At 51.9% G+C, this 22,835-nt stretch carries 16 protein-coding genes; 11 read left to right on the forward strand and 5 right to left on the reverse strand.

Annotated elements, in window-relative coordinates; genetic code table 11:
- Positions 1–4: 4 nt before the first annotated feature.
- From D4L85_RS00965 to dnaA, 4 genes are all read right to left on the reverse strand, one after another.
- The gene (locus tag D4L85_RS00965) at positions 5–1,069 is read right to left on the reverse strand and encodes an efflux RND transporter periplasmic adaptor subunit (protein ID WP_119752558.1); all 1,065 of its coding nucleotides are present in this window, start codon (positions 1,067–1,069) and stop codon (positions 5–7) included.
- A gap of 23 nt (positions 1,070–1,092) precedes the next feature.
- Complete coding sequence (locus tag D4L85_RS00970; RefSeq protein ID WP_119752559.1) at positions 1,093–2,454, reverse strand: TolC family protein; 1,362 nt, start codon at positions 2,452–2,454, stop codon at positions 1,093–1,095.
- Positions 2,455–2,496: 42 nt separating this feature from the next.
- Positions 2,497–3,138, reverse strand: a complete 642-nt coding sequence (locus D4L85_RS00975; RefSeq protein WP_119752560.1) for a TetR/AcrR family transcriptional regulator — start codon at positions 3,136–3,138, stop codon at positions 2,497–2,499.
- A 111-nt stretch (positions 3,139–3,249) separates the two neighbouring features.
- Complete coding sequence (gene dnaA, locus D4L85_RS00980; protein WP_119752561.1) at positions 3,250–4,671, reverse strand: chromosomal replication initiator protein DnaA; 1,422 nt, start codon at positions 4,669–4,671, stop codon at positions 3,250–3,252.
- A gap of 193 nt (positions 4,672–4,864) precedes the next feature.
- On the opposite strand from dnaA, the gene D4L85_RS00985 reads away from it, so the two are divergent.
- From D4L85_RS00985 to D4L85_RS00995, 3 genes are all read left to right on the forward strand, one after another.
- Positions 4,865–5,995 (forward strand): methylmalonyl-CoA mutase family protein, encoded by a 1,131-nt coding sequence (locus D4L85_RS00985; protein WP_119752562.1) that lies wholly within the window; start codon positions 4,865–4,867, stop codon positions 5,993–5,995.
- Entirely contained in the window at positions 5,992–8,121 is a 2,130-nt protein-coding gene (gene scpA, locus D4L85_RS00990) for a methylmalonyl-CoA mutase (RefSeq protein WP_119752563.1), read from the forward strand. Before D4L85_RS00985 ends, scpA begins: the two co-directional genes overlap by 4 nt.
- Before the next feature lie 95 nt (positions 8,122–8,216).
- Positions 8,217–12,440, forward strand: a complete 4,224-nt coding sequence (locus D4L85_RS00995; protein WP_119752564.1) for a CHAT domain-containing protein — start codon at positions 8,217–8,219, stop codon at positions 12,438–12,440.
- A 202-nt stretch (positions 12,441–12,642) separates the two neighbouring features.
- On the opposite strand, the gene hflX is transcribed toward D4L85_RS00995, so the two are convergent.
- Positions 12,643–13,812: a GTPase HflX gene (gene hflX, locus D4L85_RS01000; protein WP_228450736.1), complete on the reverse strand. Its 1,170-nt coding sequence runs from the start codon at positions 13,810–13,812 to the stop codon at positions 12,643–12,645.
- A 177-nt stretch (positions 13,813–13,989) separates the two neighbouring features.
- Here hflX and D4L85_RS01005 point away from each other — a divergent pair, with 177 nt between their 5' ends.
- From D4L85_RS01005 to D4L85_RS01040, 8 genes are all read left to right on the forward strand, one after another.
- Positions 13,990–15,102, forward strand: a complete 1,113-nt coding sequence (locus tag D4L85_RS01005; RefSeq protein ID WP_119752566.1) for a glycosyltransferase family 4 protein — start codon at positions 13,990–13,992, stop codon at positions 15,100–15,102.
- A gap of 16 nt (positions 15,103–15,118) precedes the next feature.
- A complete protein-coding gene (gene rfbC, locus D4L85_RS01010; RefSeq protein ID WP_119752567.1) occupies positions 15,119–15,670 on the forward strand; it encodes a dTDP-4-dehydrorhamnose 3,5-epimerase in 552 nt (183 codons plus the stop codon).
- Positions 15,671–15,778: 108 nt separating this feature from the next.
- Complete coding sequence (locus D4L85_RS01015; RefSeq protein ID WP_160143464.1) at positions 15,779–16,453, forward strand: polysaccharide biosynthesis/export family protein; 675 nt, start codon at positions 15,779–15,781, stop codon at positions 16,451–16,453.
- 8 nt (positions 16,454–16,461) lie between these two features.
- On the forward strand, positions 16,462–18,795 hold the full coding sequence (locus D4L85_RS01020; protein ID WP_119752569.1) for a GumC family protein: 2,334 nt from the start codon (positions 16,462–16,464) through the stop codon (positions 18,793–18,795).
- Positions 18,795–19,526 (forward strand): tyrosine-protein phosphatase, encoded by a 732-nt coding sequence (locus tag D4L85_RS01025; protein WP_119752570.1) that lies wholly within the window; start codon positions 18,795–18,797, stop codon positions 19,524–19,526. The genes D4L85_RS01020 and D4L85_RS01025 overlap by 1 nt, the downstream gene beginning before the upstream one ends.
- 48 nt (positions 19,527–19,574) lie before the next feature.
- Entirely contained in the window at positions 19,575–20,555 is a 981-nt protein-coding gene (locus D4L85_RS01030) for an NAD-dependent epimerase/dehydratase family protein (RefSeq protein ID WP_119752571.1), read from the forward strand.
- Positions 20,556–20,619: 64 nt separating this feature from the next.
- Positions 20,620–22,026 (forward strand): tetratricopeptide repeat protein, encoded by a 1,407-nt coding sequence (locus D4L85_RS01035; protein ID WP_119752572.1) that lies wholly within the window; start codon positions 20,620–20,622, stop codon positions 22,024–22,026.
- Positions 22,026–22,829 (forward strand): phosphosulfolactate synthase, encoded by an 804-nt coding sequence (locus D4L85_RS01040; protein WP_073136327.1) that lies wholly within the window; start codon positions 22,026–22,028, stop codon positions 22,827–22,829. Before D4L85_RS01035 ends, D4L85_RS01040 begins: the two co-directional genes overlap by 1 nt.
- Positions 22,830–22,835 lie beyond the last annotated feature (6 nt).

The raw sequence follows: 22,835 nt of genomic DNA on the forward strand, positions 1-22,835 counted from the left end.
CCGCTTATTTAAGGATTTGGATGGGCGAACGATCGGAGAGATAGGCGCTGCCGGCAATGACCAGCGCAGTGGCATTTTCGAGACCCGCGCTGATGCGAATGGTGGCCCCATCAAATGAAGCAATGGTGACGGGCTGTTTGCGGGCGGTGCGTGAATCGTCGGTCACAAACACAAAGCCTTCGTTTCCGTTGGCGTCCAGCACGGCTTCATAGGGAACACTCCACGAAGTGACCGATACACCGGAGTGGATCACAGCCGAACCAAACATGCCGGCCGCCAGCTTCACGCCATCGTTATCCACTTTCAATTCCAGTGTAAAGGCGCCGGTCTGCGGATCGGAGGTTTCCGATCTTCTCAGTACAGTGCCTTTAAATGTCTTTTCCGGGAAGGCGTCGATCTGCACACTGGTCTTGTCGCCGTTCTTCACGGTTGCCCACTGTTTATCGCTCACCCCAACCTTAAGGATCCAGTCACCTTTCGCTGCACCGTTTGTCTCCAACACGGGGTTGCCCGTGCTCACCACCTGGCCGGCGTTCACAAACTTGCGCAACACAAAGCCGTTGGCCGGTGCATGGATCTCGGCAAAGGTCCGGTTGAATGTCACAGCTTCCAGTTGTTGCTTGGCGATGTCGAGGCCGGTCTGCACGTTTTGCAGTTGCTCCAGGGTGGCCACGCTGTCGCGATACAAGTTGGTGACGCGTTGGAGATCGCGTTGTGCTTTTTCATAGCTAAAGCGGGCTTGGGCCACTTGTGCATTCAATTCCGTGAGGTCGAGCGTGGCGAGGAGTTGTCCTTTTTTTACGGCTTCACCTTCTTTCACCAACACGGCGCCGACCACGCCGCCGCTCTTAAAACTCAAGGTCGTTTCATCGTCGGTGGTGAGTTGGCCGCTAGCCTTGATGTCGGTGAGGCTGGTCGATTTTTCCAGTGACATGACTTTCACCGGCACGGGCTCGGCGGCGTTGGGAATCGCCTTGCGTTCGCCCTTGCTGTCGGTGCAGGCTTGGAGCGCCACAGTCGTCAACAGGATGGCACCGGCAAACAGAAAATTCTTTTGGATAGTGTTCATATGGATTCGGATTGATATTTTTTTTAGAAAGTATAAGAAGCGGTCTCGCGCTCCAGCCGGGCTTCGGCCGTGAGCATTTCAAACAATCTCAGGTTTTGTTGGAGCTGTGAAGAGGTAAGCTGGTTGCGTGCATCCAGAAATTCGATCAGCGTGTTGATACCTTGCTGATAGCCCTTTTCCACCAGGTTGAAGTAGCTCTGCGCCGATTTCAATTGCTCGCGCGCTGCGGCATAGTTTTGTATGGTGGTTTGCAAATCGTTCTTGGCCACATCCGCAGCAAGCTGAAGCTGTTCCGTGGTGCGCGTCAGGTTCAACTCTGTTTTGCGCATCTCCAATGTGTTCTGACGGATGCTGATGTTGTTTCGAAAACCTTGAAACAACGGGAGCGAAAGTTGCACACCGACGAGATAGTACTTCGACTTGTCGTTGAACTTCCAATCGGATGCTTGCGAACCCAGGTCGAGGAAGGCATTCACTTTTGGCACGCGGGTGAGTTTGTTCAGGCGAATGGAAGCGGCATTGATGTCGCGCGAGGTTTTGATCATTTTCAGTTCCTCGCGGGAAGCGATGTCGGTTGACGCCGTATCCAAAGCCGTGGCGTCCGAGAAAGTATAAGAGACTTCAATCTCCCGGTCCAAGGGCTTGTTCAATAAAAAATTAAAATACTTGCGGGCATTGACTACGCGGTTCTCCGCACTGTTCAAGTCGGCCTTCACGCGTTCGGCTTCGCTCTTGCTGCGCAGGTAGTTCGCGGGCAAGCTCTTGCCATTGCGCAGCAGCGACTCATTCACTTCCACGTTCTTATTGACCAACCCAAGCCCGCTCTCATAGATCTTCACCGCCGCCACCGCCGCCAGGTAACTAAAGTAGGCCGACTTGATATCCAGCACCAGCTGTCTTTTATACAGCTCGACCTCGTATTGCTTGAGCACAATCTGCTGGCTTTGGATGGACCGGTTCACATACAGGTCGGTGTTCACCAACGGCAGCGACGTGCGCACCCGTGCATCATAGAAATTGTGCGGAAAAAAATTCTGGTTCACGTTCTCGATCTGCGGAAACTTGTCGCCTTGGGTGAGTTGATTGAGGGAGGCATACACCGGGTTGAGCAAGTCGCCTACCGGAATGGCAATACTTCTTCCCCCCTCGCCCGACGTGTAGTCACCCAGGAGATTTACAGAGGGAAAAAAGTAACTGCGGGCAATCTGCAGGGACTGTTGTGCCTGCTGCAGCGTGATGTCTTTTTGCTGCAGCACCAGGTTGTCCTTCAACCCTTCGGAGACATAGCCATCCAAAACGGTTTGCGCCGTTAAGGCTGCCGAAAGCGTGGTCAGCACGATCGCAAGGCCATATCGGATCAGTTGGTAAGGTAGATTAGTTTTCATTGAACATTTAGTTTACACTGTTAATTACTATGGCAAAATTTTTTAAGCAGGCGACGTGTTGTGCATACGGTTCAGGATCTCGTTGACCATGTCACAGGCTCTCATGGCCAAATTGGGCTGGTTCAACTCGCTGACGACGGAACAGCGGTTCCGGATCTCGAGCGAACAAATGCCATGCACCATCGACCACGTTGTGAAGGCCAGCACCTCGGCGTTCATGTCTTTGAAATAACCTTTGGCGATACACTCTTCTATAGTATTCACCAAAAAGCCAAAGGCGCGGTCTCCCTCCTCCCAATCCAACTCATCCTTTTTTTCTTTCTCAAGGGCATTCATGGGCGACCGGATAATGAACATTAGATCATAGAATTCCCCATTTTCCAGGGCAAACGTCACATAAGCCTTGCTGATGGCCTTCAGGCGCTCAAACGGATCCTCCACATGCCCCAGGGCGCGGAAATATTGGTTGAGCAACACAAAACCCTCACGGTGCAGGGCGTAGAAAATGTCATCCTTATCCTTAAAATAGAGATAGATCGTGGTGGGCGAATACTCGATGCGCTCGGCAATGTTGCGGATGGACGTTTCCTCATAGCCACGCTCCATGAACAACGCCTTGGCGGTTTGCAGGATCTTGGCTTTCAATTCCTCTTTTTGGCGCTCTTTACGGGTTGATATGGTCATTGCATTGCTGATATTTTACTTAACGGTGTTAAGTTACAGAATGTTTTAGATTTCCTGAAATTTTTTTTGATGCAAAAACTTGAGGGAGGTACGCCGAAAGTGGCTAAATGGCTAACTGACGCGCATTTTGAGCTTTTTGCCCAGGTCGTCTACAGTAGCCTTGAAATTGGGATCGGTTTTCATCATGTCCTCAACAGATTCCAGGGCGTGGATCACCGTGCTGTGGTCGCGACCGCCAAAGTTCTCGCCGATGAGGGCCAGGGTGAGCTGGGTATAGCGCTTGCAGAAATACATGGCCACCTGGCGGGGGATCACGATCTCGCGCTTCTTCACTTTGCCTTTCATGGCGTCCAGGTCCACCTTAAATGACTCGGCTACAGTCTTTTGTATAAAATCTACGCTAACGTCGGATTGGATTTCCTTAATGATGTTCTTCAACACTTCCTTTGCCAATTCCAGGTCGATCTCCTTCTTGAGCAGGGTGGCGTGGAAAATGAGCGAGTTCAGCACCCCTTCCATGTCGCGCAAGTTGGTGTCTACGCTGTAGGCCAGGTATTCCGACACTTCCGTGGGAATTTGAATGCCGTCGGCCTGCATCTTGCGGTTGATGATGGCCAGCTTGGTTTCAAAATCGGGTTCCTGGAGGTCAGCCGTCAATCCCCATTTGAAACGGGAGAGCAGGCGTTCCTGGAAGCCTTTCATGTCGCGGGGCGGGCAATCGCTGGTCATGATGATCTGCTTGCCCGACTGGTGCAACTGGTTGAAAATATGGAAGAACATCTCCTGTGTCTTCTCACGGCCGGCAAGGAATTGCACGTCATCGAGAATGAGAAGGTCTACTTGCTGATAGAAGTTCTGGAAATCCTGCAGCTTGTGATTTTGCAGCGCGTTGAGAAACTGGTTGGTGAAATCGCTTTGATCGACATACAACACCACCTTGTTGGGCATGTTGTTTTTGATCTCGTTTCCGATGGCTTGCACCAAGTGTGTCTTTCCCACACCGACACCGCCATACAACATCAACGGGTTGAATGATGTGATACCGGGTTTCTTTGCTACTGCGACCCCAGCCGAACGCGCCAGGCGGTTACAATCACCTTCTACAAAATTATCGAAGCTATAGGCCGCGTTGAGTCGCGAGTTGACGGTGTGCGGATTTAAGGCTTTAATGGAGAAAGGTGAATAGTCGTCGGAACCAAAACCGTTCACAGCACTGCGGCGGTTGCCTGCACCATTGGCGGGATAGTTAACCGATACGGCAGGCGCTTGCTGATTGCCACTGTCGACCACCACGGAATACTCCAGCCGGCCGGTAGGTCCCAGCACGGTGTGTATGGCACGCTTCAGCACGGGCACATAGTTATCTTCCAGCCATTCGTAGAAAAATTGAGAAGGAACTTGTATCGTCAGCACGTCGCCGTCTACCCGCAAAGGAGCAATCGGCCTGAACCAGGTATTAAAGTTCTCCTCTCCTACATTTTCCCGAATCACTTCAAGACAATCGTTCCATACTGTACTGCAGCTAACTTCCATGGTTGATCTCCAAATTCAGTGTGATTTCAGACTCTGTTTGAGAAAGGGAGACAAAGATGTAAAAAAAGAGATAAACAAAACAAGCCGACCTATCCTTGATTTTTCAGAAAAATATGTGATTAGAAAAATTTGAAAATTAAACACCACCAGTTCGGAAAACTTGACTAAAATTGGATTATAATAAAGAACCCGCATGTCTGAATCCGCTATCCACAGCCTGCTACGGCAATCTTTCCCCATTTCGAATAAAGCCGATTGGTTGCGGACCGCTGCTGCGGAGATCGAGGGAAAAGATCCCGCCGAAATATTGGCCTGGAAGCTTGACGGCCTAACTTTTTCTCCGTATTACGACCGCGCCGATGTCGCGCCACTACAGTATCTCAAAAATTTTGAACTATCCCCTTCACCGCACGCGCATGCTGGTGCACGCTTTTGGGAAAACCTGCCACAGCTTGTCGTAACGGATGAAAAAAAAGACAATGCTACACTCCTGCATCAACTAAACAATGGCGCCGACGGCATCCTACTGGATCTTCGAAATCGCCAAACGGTTGATATAGCCGCCCTGTTGAATCAAGTGGAGTGGCCCTATTGCAACGTCTCTTTTTTCGTGACGGATGCATTCCTGGAAAACTTGTTGGCGACCCATGTTCAGAAAAAAAATTATGAGCCACATTCCCTTTCCGGGACGATATGGTGGAATAATCTCCCTGAAAAAAATATTCCCAAACTTTCATCGCTCGCACACCTCACCCATTTCAGGCGCTGGGGCATCGTAGGCGAAGCTTCATCACCCATAGAGGAACTCGCGAACGTCTTAACAAAAGCAGCCCGGTTGATGGATGCGCTCACGGAAGAAGGCGTTGAAAAAGAAATGGCTTGGCGCAACCTCGCATTGTCCATACCGGTCGATACCGATTTTTTTTGTTCAATTGCAAAACTAAAAGCCTTGCGTCTACTCTGGTCTCAGCTGGCGCATGCGTTTGGTATACCCCCCATCGATAGCATGGCCCTGCATCTTCACGTGCGCTCTGCGCCGTGGATCAACGAAAAATTTCAACCGCATGGTAATCTGTTGAAGGCAACGACGGCCGCTATGGCCGCCGTGATGGGCGGCTGCAACGCGCTGACCATCCACGCCGAAGATGCAAACAACATGACGATGACGCGCATGGCTCGCAATGTGTCTTCCATTTTACGCGAAGAATCGCACCTCGACAAAGTGGCCGATCCGTTGGCCGGTACCTATGCCGTGCAAGAAATGACGCATGCCCTGGCGCATGCGGCGTGGACGTTGCTTCAACAAAATCTGCAACAGCCATGAAGCCCGATTTCTCACGCATCCCCGCGAGCGCCTTTGTGCTCCCGCCCGCACCGGACAACACGCGCACGGGTTCATGGAACAGCCCTGAAAAAATTGCTATCCCTGCACGCTACACGTCAGCCGATCTCAACGGTGCAGGACACCTCGATTTCTCGGCGGGCATTCCCCCCTTTCTTCGCGGGCCGTATGCCACGATGTATACGACCAAGCCGTGGACCATCCGTCAATACGCCGGCTTCTCCACCGCGAAAGACTCCAACGCATTTTACCGGCGCAACATCGCCGCCGGGCAACGCGGCCTTTCGGTGGCGTTTGATCTTGCCACACACCGCGGCTATGATTCCGATCACCCGCGTGTGTCGGGCGACGTGGGCAAAGCTGGGGTGGCCATTGATTCGGTGCTGGACATGAAGATCCTTTTCGATCAGATCCCGCTCGATAAAATGTCGGTATCGATGACCATGAACGGTGCGGTCATTCCGATCATGGCCTTTTACATTGTCGCCGCAGAAGAACAAGGTGTGAAGCCTGCGCAGCTGAGCGGCACCATTCAGAACGACATCCTGAAAGAGTTCATGGTGCGCAACACCTACATCTATCCGCCGGCCCACTCCATGCGCATCGTGGCCGACATCTTCCGGTATACTTCACAGCGCATGCCAAAGTTCAATTCCATCAGCATCAGCGGCTACCACATGCACGAAGCCGGTGCCCCGGCCGATGTGGAGCTGGCGTATACGCTGGCCGATGGATTGGAATACATTCGCGCCGGTTTAGCCGCCGGGATTGCCATTGACGATTTTGCACCGCGTCTTTCATTCTTCTGGGGCATCGGCATGAACTTCTTTATGGAGGTCGCCAAGATGCGTGCCGCCCGTCTTTTGTGGTCGAAGCTGGTGCAACAATTCCATCCCAAAAATTCCAAGTCGATGGCCTTGCGCACGCACTGCCAAACTTCGGGATGGAGCCTGACCGAACAAGATCCTTACAACAACGTGACGCGCACGTGCATCGAGGCGATGGCCGCGGTGATGGGGGGCACACAATCGCTGCACACCAATTCGCTGGACGAAGCCATTGCACTGCCCACCGATTTCTCGGCACGCATTGCACGCAACACACAACTGTACCTGGAAAAAGAAACCGGGATCACCCACCTCGTCGACCCGCTGGCCGGCTCGTACTACGTGGAGAGTCTCACGGCGCAACTGACCACTCATGCCTGGCAATTAATGGAGGAAGTGGAGCGACTCGGCGGCATGACGAAAGCCATCGAGAGCGGTGTTCCGAAAATGCGCATCGAACAAGCGGCCGCCGCCAAGCAAGCCCGTATCGATTCGGGCAAAGATGTGATCGTGGGCGTGAACAAATATGCCACCGACGAAAAACCCGACTTCGATATTTTGGAAGTGGATAATACGGCCGTGCGGCAAGAACAACTTGAGCGATTGATCCAACTGAAAGCCGAGCGAAACACCGCCGCAGTAGAGATGGCGCTGCAAGCATTATCAGACGCCGCGGCCAACGGCACGGGTAATCTGCTGGCTCTGGCCGTGGATGCCGCGCGGCTGCGTGCCACGCTGGGAGAGATTTCGGCGGCTATGGAAAAATCGTTTGGCCGCTACAAAGCCACCATCCGTTCAATTTCGGGTGTATATTCGGGAGAGATGAAGGATCAAAAGATTTTTGAAGAAGTGCGCGAACTCGCCGACCGCTTTGCCGAACGCGATGGCCGGCGCCCCCGTATCCTGGTAGCCAAGATGGGTCAGGATGGTCACGATCGCGGGGCCAAAGTGATCGCCACCAGTTTTGCCGACCTCGGCTTTGACGTGGACATCGGCCCGTTGTTTCAAACACCGGAAGAAGTGGCCATGCAAGCTGCGGAAAATGACGTGCATGTCGTAGGCGCTTCCAGCCTTGCCGGGGGCCACAAAACACTCGTTCCGGCACTGATCACAGCCCTAAAAAAAATCGGACGACCCGACATCATGGTCATCGCCGGTGGGGTTATTCCCGCGCAAGACCATCCGTTCCTCCACGACGCGGGCGTCTCGTTTGTCTTTGGCCCGGGAACCGTGATCACGACGGCCGCCCGCGACATCCTGGAACGCCTCATGCCGGAATAGAACGACCAGCCTAGCTTTGGTTCGCTGCCGAAAAGCGGCCTTCCCTCGCTGTTTAAAATTCATTACATTAGTAGTCCAATTCAAATACTTGCTCCATGAAACTTGCCAGGTTGCTCCTGTTAGTGGTGATGTGTGTGACCGCCGCTGAGCCCTTGTTTTCCCAAAACAAAAAGTTTGACAAAAGCCTCAAAAAGGTCGATGCCAGCTACGCTTCCGGAAGTTTTGCGAAGGCTTCTAGCGGGCTTGAAAAACTAAAGAAATCCGTCGTGGCAAAAATGGGGCAACAAAATGCCTACATGCCCGGCTTGCTGCTGCGCGAAGCCCGCATCAACCTGGCTTCGGGCATGCTCACCGACTTTGACAAAACGCTGGCGGATGCCCTGGCCAACAGCCAGACCATGTATGGCGACAACAGCGCAACCTATGCCGGCAACCTCATCGACGTGGCCGAGATCTACAACGAATACGGCAACTTTCGGGTAAGCCGCGAATACCTGGAAAAAGCTAAGGAACTGCTCACAAAGACCAATCAGTATTCGGATGCGCTAAAAGGACGCGTGGCATTGGCCGAAGCCGAAGCCATGACAGGCCAGGGCTTTTGCAACGACGCGGTGGCTACACTGCGCAGCGTGGAGAGCTATTTCGCAGGTCGCGCGGTAGAGAAAGAGACCAAGGTGGATGGCGCAACCATCAAAACCGTGCGGGTACCCGACGAAGAATTATTGTTCCGCTACACCAGCTATGCACGCCTGCTCACCCTGACCGCCAACGCCTACGCCAAAAAAGGAAACCTCCTTTCGGCCGACTCCGCTTTTAAAGCAGCGCAAGTGTGGATCCGAAAAAACCAACGCTTCATGGGCGAGACCAGCCTGTATTTGGTGCAAAACAATTTCCTCTACGCCCGCATGCTGGTGGACAACGGCAACGAGCATCGCGAGAATGACCTCGAATTCGACAACCTGTTGAACGATCTGAAACGCCGCGCCAATCCCACCTACACCCTGGGCCACGACATTTATCTCGCCTATCTCCACCAAATGCTGGAAGAAGAAAATCGCGCCCGCTACCTGAACGTGAAGCTCGAGTACGAGAAGATGATCGACAAGTATTTTCCGAAAACAAGCCTCGTGCGCATCAACCTGAAAGCGGTAGAGTTTGATTCAAAATTTCAGCGCGACAAAACCAAAGACCTGGAAACAGACGCCATCGCCCTCATCAAATCGAAATCGCTTCCCAAAAATTATCGCACCACCGAACGCACGTTGAATTTTTTGTATGAAGTGGCGCTGCGCGAGAAACGCTACACCAACGCCGAGAGCTACCTCACACAGATCTCAGAAATTCAGAAAGAACTTTATGGCGAAACGTCGCCGGAATATCATCTCTCCCTGATCCGGCTGGCCGGTTTCTATCTCGACTATACCAACAAGATCGACGAAGCCTCCAAGATCTATGAAGAAAGCTATGCCAAGATCGTCTCGAAGGAAATCGGCCCCTGGCACAAAGACAACCTCAACATCCTGAACCACCTGGCAACGTTGTATGAATACGCCGACAAGTACGCACTCGCCAGCGCCACGCTCGACAAGGCTTCGGACGTAGCGCGCTCCAAGTTCGACGACAAAGATCCTGACTACGGCGTGGAACTCGACCGTATCGCCGGATTGCAGATCAAACTCGGACAGTACGAAAAAGCCGAAGGGAACCTGGCAAAAGCACTGACCATCCTGGAAGAATATCGCAAAGACGACGCGCGCATCGGCGACTATGTGCACGTGATCGAAACGCAAGCCAAGCTCTTCGGGATCAAAGGCCTCTTCGACGAAGCCGAAGATAACCTGGAGCGGTCGCGACGACTCATCGAGAAAGCGAAAGTGGCCGTGGGTAGCGAGCTGAGCACTGCGGAAGAGTTGACGGCACTGTTCATCCAACTGGGACGCTATTCGGAAGCCGACCGTTTGCTGAACACGCAAATCCCCGAATACGAACTGCTTTATGGTAACACCTCCTTGCGCCTCATCGAGCCCCTGGTGAACAAAGGACGCCTCGCCCTGGCCAAAGGCGACTACACCGAGGCCGAACGCATTGCCCTGCGCGCCAACCAACTCGCCACGAAATCCTATGGCGAGATCTCGACCAAGACCGCCCCGACACAAAAATTGCTCAGTGACATTTATTATACGCTGGGCGACTACGACAAAGCCGAAAAGAATGTGATCAAGGCCGTCGCCAGCCAGGAAAAACAATTTGGAAGAAATCACGTGGAGGTGGCCAAATCGCTCTCGCAACTGGCCCTCATCAAGTTCTACAAAGGCGACAAGCCGAAGGAAGTTGAAAAGCTCATGCTGGAGTCGCGCGACATCATGGCGGCCAAGCTGGGCAAGGACAACCCCCAGTATGCCGAGATCCTGAAGAACGTTGCCGTCCTCTACATCTCCGAAAAGAAATTCGATCTCGCCTTCAACTCGCTCACGGTGGCCGAAGGCATTTGGCGCACAAAGACGGGCACCAAGAACAACATCAACGCCGCCGGGATCTATACGCTGACCGGCGATGTTTACTATCAATTGAAGAACTATAAGAAGGCGGAAGAATTCTACAACCAATCGAAAAACCTGTACGAGAAATTCTTCAGCATTACCCACCCCGAGTATGTGAAGGTGATGTCGAAATTGAGCAAGGTGGCCTACATGCAGAAGGATTACAAGCGCTCAAAACGCCTCATCGAAGAATCGCTCACCAACTACGAAAGCTTTATCAAACAATACTTCCCCGCCCTGAGTGAACGCGAAAAGGCAAAGTACTGGAACACCATCAAAGGCGACTTCGAATTCTACAACACGCTTGCGCTGAGCAACCTCGACGACTTCAAAGACCTGTCGGGGAAAGTATACAACTATCAATTGCTCACGAAGGCCCTACTGCTCAGTTCGTCTATCAAAATACGCGAACGCATCCTCAACAGCACCGACGACCAGTTGAAGATGCAATACAGCACGTGGGTACAAAAGAAGGAACTCCTCACCCTGGCATTGTCCATGAGCGCCACGCAACTGGTAGAGAACGGCATCGACCCCGCGGCGCTGCAACAGGAAGTGGAGCGGCTGGAGAAAGACCTCAGCCAGCGTTCGGAGTTGTTCGGCCAGAGTTTTGAGAACAAGCGCGTCACCTACGATGATGTGAAGAAAGCGCTGAAGCCCAATGAAGCGGCCATCGAAATGGTGCGCTACCGTTATTTTAATCACGACTTCACCGACTCGGTTATTTATGCGGCGTTATACCTGAAACCCGACTTCTCCCGACCTAAGGCCATCCTGATCAAAGACGGCAAAAAGCTGGAGACGCGCTATTTCAAATTCTATCGCAACGCCATCACCGGCAAAGTGCCCGACGAAGTTTCGTATGGCGTGTTCTGGAAACCCATTCAGGATGAGGTCGGCCAATCGGCCACCATCTATCTTTCTGCCGATGGCATCTACAACCAGATCAACCTCGAAGCCATTCCCACACCCGATGGCAAATACGTGATCGACAACGCCAACATCGTGCTGGTGAGCAACACGAAAGATCTTTACATCCGGAAGATAAAATCAAAACAAAGCCCCTCCGAAAACACCGCCTCCATGTTTGGCAACCCCACCTTCTACGCAGCAGCCACGGGCGACCAATCCATTTCATCGCTACCCGGCACGGAAAAAGAAGTGACGCAGTTGCAATTCATCCTGAAACAAAAAGGCTGGATCACCGCCGAATATGTGGAACAAACCGCGTCGGAAGAAAATGTAAAGGAGATGAACAGCCCCAAGATCTTTCACATTGCCACACACGGATTTTACCGTCCTACCGTGCAGGCAACATTGGAGGATGAACTACAAGGCAGCGAAGCCGCCCTAAATCAAAACCCGCTGATGCGCACCGGCCTCTTGCTGCGCGGTGCCGGCGACTTGATGGAGAAGACAGAATACAACTACAACATGGAAAACGGCATCCTCACCGCCTATGAAGCCATGAGCCTGAACCTCGACAAGACCGACCTGGTGGTGCTGAGCGCCTGCGAAACCGGTTTAGGTGATCTCGAGGCGGGCGAAGGTGTATATGGCCTGCAACGCGCTTTCCTCGTGGCCGGCGCCAAGGTACTTATCATGAGCATGTTCAAAGTAGACGATGACGCCACCCAAAAGCTGATGCTAAAGTTCTACCAAAAATGGCTCAACTCCGCCAACCTCCGTCAAAGCTTTATTGATGCAAAAAAAGAGATCCGGGTCGAGTATCCCGAGCCTATCTATTGGGGTGCCTTCATGATGATCGGGCTGGATTGACAAGGCAAGTCGCGGAACTCGAAAGTTGAACCGCAGTGGCGCAAAGAAAGACGCAAGGTTCCGCTGCGTTGACTTTGCGCCTCTGCGTCTTTCTTCGCTCGCCGAAGCTTTAGCGAGGTGAGGCGGTGAAAAATTTCTCTCGAAATTACAAATCAGTCCTCCACGAATGGCCTACACCTGCTCCTGCGGCCACGGCGCGAACTCATAGCCGTCTTTTGAAAAAGTTGGGAAAGATCTGGACGTGCTTCTGCTTGATCTCTTCAAACATCATGCGTTTCAACCCCGTGATGTTTTCGTTTTTTGTGGCCGACACAAAAATGACGTGCTCATACCCCATCTCGCGATAGTAGCCTTTCCGTTCTTCGAGATCTACTTCGGGATGTTGTTTTTTATACAGATCGATCTTGTTCAACACCAGGATCGTGGTGATGTTCGCCGCCCCGATCTCCTGCAATGTCTTAGATACTACTTCGATCTGGTTGTCGTGAAAAGGATGTGCGAAGTCCACGACGTGGAGCAACAAGTCGGCCTCGCGCACTTCATCCAGCGTGGATTTGAATGATTCAATCAGGTGGTGGGGCAGCTTGCGGATGAATCCTACCGTATCGGAAAGCAGGAAGGGTACGTTGCCAAACGTTACTTTGCGCACGGTGGCATCGACGGTCGCAAACAATTTGTTTTCGGCCAGCACCCCGGAGCCCGACAGCAGATTCATCAGGGTGGATTTGCCTACGTTGGTATAGCCCACCAGCGCCACCCGCACGACGTTGCCGCGCGATTTGCGTTGGGTGATCTTTTGCTTTTCGATCTTCTCCAGCTTGTCTTTCAGGATGCTGATTTGGTTCCGGATGTTCCGGCGGTCGGTCTCGATTTCGCGCTCACCGGCACCCCCCCGGGTTCCCGTTCCCCCGCGTTGCCGTTCCAAGTGGGTCCACATCCGGGTTAGGCGGGGCAATAAATATTGGTTTCGGGCCAATTCCACCTGGGTGCGCGCCTGCGCGGTTTGCGCACGAAACAGGAAAATATCGAGAATAAGAAGGCTGCGGTCGTAGATCCGTACTTTGGGTTCGTCGGCGTCGCTGGTATTGAATTCCTTTTCCAGGTTGCGTAGCTGCGAGGGCGTGAGATCCTCGTCAAAAATGATATTGTTTACCTTTTTTACGGTCACAAATTCCTTGATCTCCGCCAGCTTGCCTTTGCCCACAAACGTCCGGGAATCGGGGTGGGGAAGATTTTGCACAAATTGTTTAATGGTCTTCACGCCAGCCGTTTCGGCCAGGAAGGCGAGCTCATCCAGGTGTTCCTGCGTAACCTCCTGATCCTGTGCCCCTCCCAGGGCTACCATTACAGCTGTTTTTTCCTTAACTGTCATTCGTTTTTTACTTAGCGTCAAACATAACGGATAAATTTTAAAGTAAGTTTTAGGGCGCCTGTTACTTTTCATACCTTTGGTGAATCTAAACCAGAGATATTTAGAGAAAACCTGATTTTTCGACCACTAGTCGGATTTAGGATCGGATAAAATTCTCACAATCAGAGCCCAGAGAGGATGAGAGTCGCGATCGTATTAAACACATCCTGGAATATCTTTAATTTCAGGATGAATTTTGTGCGCGCCCTGCAGATGCAAGGCCACGAAGTACACACCATAGCCCCGGTGGATGAATTCACGCACCTGCTTACCGAAGCCGGTTGCATTCATCACCCGGTAAAAATGGATAGCCGGGGTGCCAACCCCATAAAGGATTCGGCCTTGATCGCCGAGCTCTTCTTCATCTATCGCAAGGTTAAGCCGGATATTATTCTCCACTACACCATCAAACCCAACGTTTACGGCACCCTGGCGGCCAGTATGCTTGGAATTCCCGTCATCAATAACGTTTGCGGTCTGGGCACGGTCTTCCTGAAAGATAACATCGTGTCGGCCATCGCCATGTTGCTCTACAAGATCAGTTTCCGGTTCGCCGGCAAGGTGTTCTTCCAAAACCCTGACGATCTGAAGCTCTTCCTCGACAAAAAACTCGTGCCTGCCAAAGCCGTCGACATCCTGCCCGGTTCGGGCATCGACCTGAAACGCTTCCAACCCACGCCGTTCAAACGAAATGAAAAATTCACGTTCCTGCTCATCTCCCGCCTGATCACCGACAAAGGTGTGATCGAGTATATCGACGCGGTCCGGAAATTGAAGGGCAAGGGCATCGATGCACATTTCCAGGTGCTGGGCGCGAAAGACCCCTTGCATAAGCGCGGCATTCAACTGGATGTTATCCAGGAATGGATCGACAGCGGCACCATAGAATACCTGGGCACTACCAATGATGTACGCGATTTTATAAACAATGCCGACTGCGTCGTGCTGCCCTCCTATCGCGAAGGCACGCCCCGCACGCTGCTGGAAGCCGCGAGCTCATCCAAACCCATCATCGCCACCGACGTGCCGGGATGTAATCACGTGGTCAAAGACGACTTCAACGGATTCCTCTGCCGCCTGAAAGATGCCGACGATCTGGCCGAAAAAATGAAGCGCATGGCCGGTCTGGCCGATGAGAAACTGAAGGCCTTCGGCAAGAATGGACGGGCAAAGATGGAGGCAGAATATGATGAATCTCTTGTCATAAACAAGTATCTTGCGGCCTTGTCGGATTTTCGGCAAGCATCCTAACCCAACGATACCCTTCATGGAAGTCAAAGCAACCGGGATAGAAGGTCTGGTGGAAATTATTCCTACCCTCTACAAAGACGATCGAGGCTGGTTTTACGAGTTCTACAAAGAAGATACCTTCAGCAAGCACAACCTCAACTATCGGTTTGTCCAGGAAAACACCTCCTTTTCAAAAAAAGGCGTCATCCGCGGATTGCATATGCAACGGGCGCCATACGCCCAGGCCAAGCTGGTGACCGTGCTCTCCGGAAAAGTGCTCGACGTGGTGGTGGACCTGCGCTCCGGTTCGAAGACCTTCGGACAAGTGTATTACTATATCCTGGACGGAGAGCGCCGTAACATGCTGATGGTGCCCGAGGGATTTGTCCACGGGTTTGCCGCCCTGGAAGACTCCGTCTTCTTCTACAAATGCTCCAACCTCTACGATAAAGCCTCCGAGATCGGCGTTCGCTGGAACGATCCTGAATTGAACATTGACTGGCGCGTACAAGATCCCATCATCTCCGAGAAGGACATGGTATTGCCCACGATGGACGAATTGTTAGGAAATTCCGTAATTTCACGGTAATGAACCAACGCCTTGTACGTGAAACAACTATTTTTTTGGGCCTCTAACAGCGCGCTCCTTCTTTTTTGCGTCCTCCTCACTTCCTGTAGCTCGTACAAGCAGAACATCATGTTCAAAGTACCCGAGGGGACCGTATTGAAACAGCAGACCGAAGCTGCCGAAAAGAACTATGTCATCCAGATCAATGACCAATTGCAACTGGAGGTTTACACCAGCAACGGCGAACGCCTAATCGATCCCGACCGCAAGCTGTCGCCGGACAGCCCGGATCAGAAAAGCACAAAAGAATCTGAACCAACCTACCTGGTAGACGTGAATGGCGTCAGCAAATTTCCCATGGTCGGCAGCACCAAAGTGGTAGGGCTCACCATCGGCCAGGCGGAAGAAATATTACAGCAGGCCTACGCCGTCTATTATCAGCAACCCTTTGTGAAGCTGAGATACACCAACAAGCGCGTAGTGGTGCTGGGCGCTCCCGGTGGGCAGGTCATTCCCCTGGCGAATGAGAACATGCACCTGGTAGAGGTACTGGCCCTGGCCAAAGGTGTAGGCAATGATGCCAAGGCGCATAATATCCGGGTGTTGCGCGGCAAAGAAGTGTTTGTTACCGACCTCAGCACCTTCGACGGATATCTGAAGAACAACATTGCCATGGAGCCGGGTGATGTGGTGTATGTAGAACCTATTCGCAGGCCGGTCTCGGAGGCCTTTCGCGACTATGGACCGATCGTCAGTGTCCTTACCAGCCTCACCACCCTGCTGGTCGTTATCCTGAGCCTTTAACGAAAGAAATGTTGGAGATACCAAAAAACATACCGCCCCAGCAATCACCGGCCAACGAACCCCTTGATCTCAATAAGCTGAAGATCATTTTCAAGCGCAATTGGCTTTGGCTGGTCGTTCTATTCCTGGTCATCAACAGCATCGCGTATCTCAAGGTGCGCTACACCAAAAATGTCTACGAGTCGTCGTCGGAACTGAAACTGGATATAAAAAAGGAGGCAACGGAATTTGGCATCAAGCCGACCGTGGAAGACCCGAATCTCAACCTGCTATCGGGCGAGATCGAACTGATCGAGTCGCGCCTGTTTTTGGGACGTGTGCTGGACTCCTCCGATCTCAATGTGAGCTACTTCAGTGTGGGCCGCGTTTTGAACGACGAACTGTTCCAGAGCGCCCCCTTCGTGGTCCGCTACAAAGCTCAAAATGAAAGTAGCTTCAACGCCCCGATCCACCTCGATGACACGGGGAACGACGAGTTCACACTTCAGGTGGGCGACGAAGGACAGAAAGCAGCGGGCCGCTACAACTCGAAAGTGAGCTTGAACGGCGTGGACCTTTACATTGAAAAAAACGAAGCGTTCAAAAAAGGCGATGAGATCGGCTATTTCTTTGTGCTCAATACCCGCGATGCCTTGCTGGGCTACCTGCTGCGAAATCTGACGGCCGAGCCGCTGAACTTCAACGCCAATACGCTGCGCATTTCCTTCAAAGACAATAACCCATCGAAGGCCACGGCCATCCTCAACAAGATCGATTCCATTTATCTGCATTACAGCTACGAACAAAAGAACCTCGCGAACAAGCAGAAGATCGATTGGGTCTCGAACGAGCTCGTCAACATCGAGCACAAGATGGAAGATTTCGAAAATTACTTCGAGAATTTCACGCTACAGAACAAGACCAACAACCTGGACGAGGACCTGAAGAAAACCGTCTCGGCCATCAACCGCCTGGATTCGCAGCGGTATGAACTCACCAACAAGATCGTGGAAGTGAACACGCTGATGGAAGGCCTGAAGACCGGTGACCTGTTCATTTCGTTGACACAGCTTCACGCACTGCCCCCCACCATCGCCAAGAACCTGGAGCAACTCGAGGACCTCTACAGGGACCAGGAAAAGCTGAAGCTCTCCTATAAGGAAGTGACCTTCGCCTATCGTCAACGTCAAAAGGACATCGAGACACTCCGCGATAAATCGGGCCGGCAGTTGGAGGAGCAGCGCGCAGAATGGATCAAGCGCCTGGAACAGATCAATCAAAAGAAGGCGCGACTCGAACACGAATTTGTGAACATTCCCGACAAGAGCACGCAGTTCTCCAAGAACCTCCGCTTCTATAAACTGTATGAGCAATTCTATTTGTCGCTCATGCAATCGAAGTCCGAGTTCGAGATCACCCAGGCCGGTAGCGTTCCGGACTATAAAATACTTTCCCCGGCGAACTTATCGTATACTCCGATCTCGCCCAACAAGCTGATGATTACGGGCATCGGGTTTGTCGGAAGCGTCGTGGCCATGCTGCTGGTGGTGGGCTTGCTCTATGTGTTGAACAACAAGATCACGAGCCTGTTGGATATCGAACGGGTGACCAGTGTGCCCATGCTGGGCGTGGTGCCGTCGTCACGTCACTTCACCAAGAATGGATTGCACGTGCTCGACCATCCTAAATCAATGGTCAGCGAAGCCATCCGGACCCTGCGCACCAACCTGGACTTTTTCAATATCAACGGCCAGCGCAAAGTGATCGCCGTGTCCTCTACCGTCTCGGGTGAGGGCAAATCTTTCATCGCCCTCAACCTGGGTGCCGTGATGGCGTTATCGAAAAAGAAAGTGGTCCTCCTCGACCTCGACATGCGCAAGCCCAAACAGAATTTGCCGGTCAATGTAGACGACACGACCAAGGGCATCAGCACGGTGTTGATCCGGAAAAATACCTGGCAGGAATGTGTATCCACCACGGCCCTGGCCAATTTCGACTACATTCCTTCCGGTCCCCATCCTCCCAATCCTTCCGAGCTGTTGCTGAACGGCGAGTTTGAAGAACTGCTGAACAACCTGAAGACCCAATACGACTATATCATCCTCGACACGCCTCCGGTGGGGTTGGTGACCGACGGCATTATGGCCATGAAGCGTGCCGACATTTCGATTTATATTTTCCGGGCCAACTATTCCAAGAAAGATTTTGTTCTCAACCTGCAACGCATCATCAACATCAATAAATTTTCAAACATCACCACATTGCTCAATGCGTTGCCATCTACGGGCGAACAGAGTTATGGCTATGGCTATTACGAAGAGCCCGGAAACCGACCTTGGCTAAAGAAAATTTTTAATACTTAGTGTTCTCCTGGTTCAAAAAAAAGAAGCCCTCTGCCCACGCGGCAAGCTTGCACACCGACATTCACTCCCACTTGCTACCGGGACTTGATGATGGCGTGCAGTCCTACGCGGATGCCGAAGACATCATCACCCGCTTCGCACAACTCGGCTACCGCAAGCTGATCACCACACCCCACGTGATGAGCGACGCCTACCGGAACACGCCGGAAATAATTTCCGACGCCTTGCAAAAGCTGCGCACCCATCTCAAAGAACGCAACATCACGATGGAGGTGGACGCCGCTGCCGAGTACTACCTCGATGAGAACGTTTTTCGCATGCTCGAAAACAATCAACCGCTGCTCACCTTTGGGAAGAACCTCCTGCTCTTTGAGACCAACTTCCTCAACGAGCCGTTTAACCTGAAAGAATTTATTTTCATGGCCAACACAAAAGGCTACCGGCCCGTGCTGGCACATCCCGAGCGCTATCTCTATTTGCAGAGCAACATCGAGAAAGCACAAGACCTGATGGATCGCGGCGCGTTGTTGCAAGTCAACATCAGTTCGATCACCGGCTACTACTCCAAAGAAGCACAGCGCACGGCCCACAAGCTGATCGACCGGGGTTGGGTTCATTTGCTGGGAAGCGATTGCCATGCCCGGCAGCATGTGCAACTGGTGGGCGTGGCGCAAAGCATGAAGCATTTTCAAAAAGCTTTATCTTTACCGCTCCTGAATAATTCACTCTGACCTGCGTTTTTCACTACCTTGTCGCCGTATGCATAAACAGCCCTTATTATGATCGCGGTTACCGGAGCCAACGGTTTGTTGGGCAGCTTCCTGGTTCGAAAACTGGTGGAGAAAAATGAAGTGTTCGTGGCCCTCAAACGAAAAGGCAGCGACACGTCCCTGCTCAATGACCTTGCCGACAAGATCACCTGGCGCGATGCCGACGTGCTCGACGCGCAGGCCATAGACGAAGCCCTTCACGATGTGACACACATCTTTCACACGGCCGCCGCAGTTTCATTCAATCCGCGTCGCGCGAAAGAAGTGTTGAATGTAAATGCATTGGGCACCCGTCACGTAGTGAATGCGGCGCTGATGAACGGCGCAAAGCGATTGGTGCACGTCAGCTCCGTGGCGGCGTTGGGACGGCAAAAAGATCAGACACGCATCACCGAAAATAATAAGTGGATAGACAATCCTCTGAACACCGTCTACGCACAATCCAAATACCTCGCAGAGCTGGAAGTTTTCCGGGGCCAGGAAGAAGGGCTGTCGTGTGTCGTGCTCAATCCCTCGCTGATCCTCGCACCGGCCGACTGGACCCGCAGCAGCGCGCAGTTGTTTAAGTATGTATGGGACGAGAAGCCGTTCTACATGGATGGTTTTTTGAACTATGTAGACGTGCGTGACGTTGCCGATTTGAGTTATCGATTGCTAAACCATCCCGTGCAAGGCGAGCGGTTTATCGCCAGCGCAGGGAAGATTTCGTATTCGGATTTTTTTTCCAGCATAGCAAGGAAATTCAACAAAAAATCACCGGGCATAAAAGTCTCCAAAGGCCTGCTTTCGGTGATGGCGGCGGTGGAGGCAGTGCGTGCGAAGATTGCGGGTGTAGAGCCGCTGGTGACCCACGAAAGGGCGCGTTTGGCAGGCACGGAATTCTTGTACGAGAACACCAAAATCCGCAACACGCTCAATTTTGAATTTCAACCGATTGATGAAACATTGCAATGGTGTTGCGGATATTACATGGAGAAAAATCCACACTAAAAATTAATTCGAAAGGTCTTAGCTTTACACCAGTTTTACTTATTTTAGGAAAACCTTTTAGTCCATGTCTAAAGAATATCGTAAAAGAGAAGAAGGAAACGAGCTGATTAAACGATTTGAAGACCATCTCCGGAAAAAGAAAGCAGAGTTTTTTGATTTAGATGCCTACGAACAGATCATTGATCACTACATGTTGCGTAGCAAACATAGCAAGGCCCTTCAAGCCGTTAATCAAGCAATTAGTCAATATCCCTTTTCCACAGAACTGATCACCATCAAGGCACAGATTCTCTCCAACCTGGAGGAATTCGGCCAGGCGCTCGAGCTGTTGGAACAAGCGCACGCCCTGCAACCGAACGACCCTGAAATTTTCCTGACAAAAGGGTCCATCCTATCCCTGCAAGGCAACCACGCCGAGGCCATCGAGAACTACGAGCAAGCCTTGTTGCTGGCCGACGACAAAGATGAAGTATACTACAGCATCGGGTTGGCACATCAGAGCATGGAAGACTATGAGAAGGCCATCGAGGCCTACAAGAAATCCATCGAGATCAACATCAATCACGACGGCTCGTTGTATGAACTTGCTTTCTGTCTGGACGTGACCGGGCAACTGGAAGGCAGCATCGAGTATTATCAGAAATTCATCGACGAAGATCCCTACTCCACCGCGGCGTGGTATAACCTCGGCATTGTATACAACAAGCTCGAGAAATACCAGGAAGCGCTCAACGCCTACGATTACGCGATCACCATCGACGAGTCGTTTGCCTCCGCTTATTTCAACACGGGCAACACCTACATGAACATGAGCGAGTACACCAAAGCGTTGGATGCCTTCCGCAAGACCGTGGAGATCGAAGGCCCCAGCCCGGAAGTGTATTGCTGCCTGGGAGCCGCTTATGAAAGCCTGGAGCAATACGAGCTCGGGCTGAAATATTTCCAGAAAGCCACCAAACTCGACTCGCTCTACGACGAAGCTTGGTTTGGGGCGGGCGCTTGCCTGGAAAAACAGGAAAAATGGTATCAGGCCCTTCATTTCTATAATAAAGCCCTGAAAATCAACACTGAAAATCCGGAATATTGGAAGTCGGTGGCCCATGCCGAGTTCAAAGTGGGCAACACCGTGTCCAGCATCGACGCTTATGAAGAGGCCTCGAAACTGGAACCCGGCGACAAGGAAATATGGCTGAATTGGTCGTTTATCTACTACGAACAAGGCGATCACGACAAGGCTATAGAGACCTTATTGACGGGATTTGACGAAATTCCGGATGATGCCGAATTTTTCTACCGCATGACGGTATACCTCATCGAAGCTGGTCGCTTTAAAGAAGCCTTTAATTATTTGGAAAATGCTTTAATTTTGGACTTCGATGGACATACCGCCCTGTTCGATTTCTTTCCTAAGATCGAGACGCAAAAGGCGCTGTACAAGATCATCGAGCAGTTTAGAAAAGAAAATAGCTAATGAACTACGAACTTAAAAACCTGCCTGAGCGTACGACCAAGCCCAGGCAATATGGCTTTACTATGGCCATGGATAAGGGCTTGAGTATACGCGAAACGGAGGATTTTGTCAGTATTTGTGCAGATCATATCGATATCGTGAAGTTGGGATGGGCCACCTCCTTTGTGACGCCCAACCTGAAGGATAAGCTGAAAGTATACAAAGAGGCCGGTCTGCCGGTCTATTTCGGAGGCACGCTTTTCGAAGCCTTCGTGATCCGCGACCAATTCGAAGATTACCGTCGTTTATTGGATAAATATGAGATGTCGTTCGCAGAAGTGTCGGATGGCTCGATGGACATCGACCACGACAAGAAATGCGACTACATCACGAAGCTGGCCGACCAGGTAACCGTGCTTTCGGAAGTGGGGTCTAAGGACGCGGACAAGATCATCCCGCCCTACATGTGGATCGAGCTGATGCAGAAAGAGTTAGACGCCGGCGCCTGGAAAGTGATCGGCGAAGCCCGCGAAGGCGGAAATGTAGGCCTGTTCCGGTCCACCGGAGAGGTACGTTCCGGTCTGGTGCAAGAAATTCTCACGAAAATCCCCTTTGAAAAGATCATTTGGGAAGCTCCCCAAAAGGCACAACAAGTGTGGTTCATCAAACTGCTGGGCGCCAACGTGAACCTGGGCAATATCTCTCCAGAAGAAGTTATTCCCCTGGAAACCATACGATTAGGTCTACGAGGTGACACCTTCTTGCACTTCCTCGGTATAGAAAAGAAGAACACCAACACGGCGCCGCCCTTCGAGGTAGACTAAGCATAC

This window comes from Chryseolinea soli (assembly GCF_003589925.1).
Classification (GTDB): domain Bacteria; phylum Bacteroidota; class Bacteroidia; order Cytophagales; family Cyclobacteriaceae; genus Chryseolinea; species Chryseolinea soli.